1 protein-coding gene is annotated in these 534 nt (G+C 60.9%); it reads right to left on the bottom strand.

Annotated elements, in window-relative coordinates; all coding sequences use genetic code 11:
* On the bottom strand, window positions 1–534 hold a 534-nt coding region (locus AC6CIG_RS29680; RefSeq protein ID WP_498324384.1), incomplete at both ends, for a hypothetical protein.

The following is a 534-nucleotide window of genomic DNA, read 5'->3' as shown; positions in this document are numbered from 1 at the left end:
GGTCCAGGCGGGGTCGCGCTCTGAGGGACTCAGCAATGCTCGGCAAAGAATGTTCGTCCTCACGAAGTCGGCTGCAAGGGCGAAGCTGATGGACCGCCCAGTGGCAATCGCCCGTTCGACTTGAGTTGGGTCGCCGTCGCCGAGGAAGAGGCCGACCGTGAGACTGTCGATGACGCGCGGCTTACTGAAGATCAGCATCAGCTTCGCCTGATCGTCAATCTCCGGAAAAAGTTCGACACGCTGGTCACGTTCGGTGTCGAGCAGCTTGTCAACCTCGAGGTTGGCGCGGTTGACGAAGTCGGTCGCGGTTGACCCTACGCCGTGGAGTGACAGGCTCTTCGGCTTAACGGCCAGAAGCGTGCCACTTTCGAACTCGAGCCCGACGTGGAGTTCGCCGCTCGTGAACCGCGTCTCCTCGGCATCGATTCGCACCACTCCTGCTTCCACTCCAAGCATCAGGACAGCCTGGTTGGTACCAGGGTTCAGCATCAAGCGGACCGACTTGATGATGATGTCTACCGCGTCGGTGCGGGG

The organism is Sinorhizobium sp. GQ132, assembly GCF_059758575.1.
Note: the sequence above shows the minus strand (reverse complement) of the source record. Positions and strands in the feature narration are given on the sequence as shown.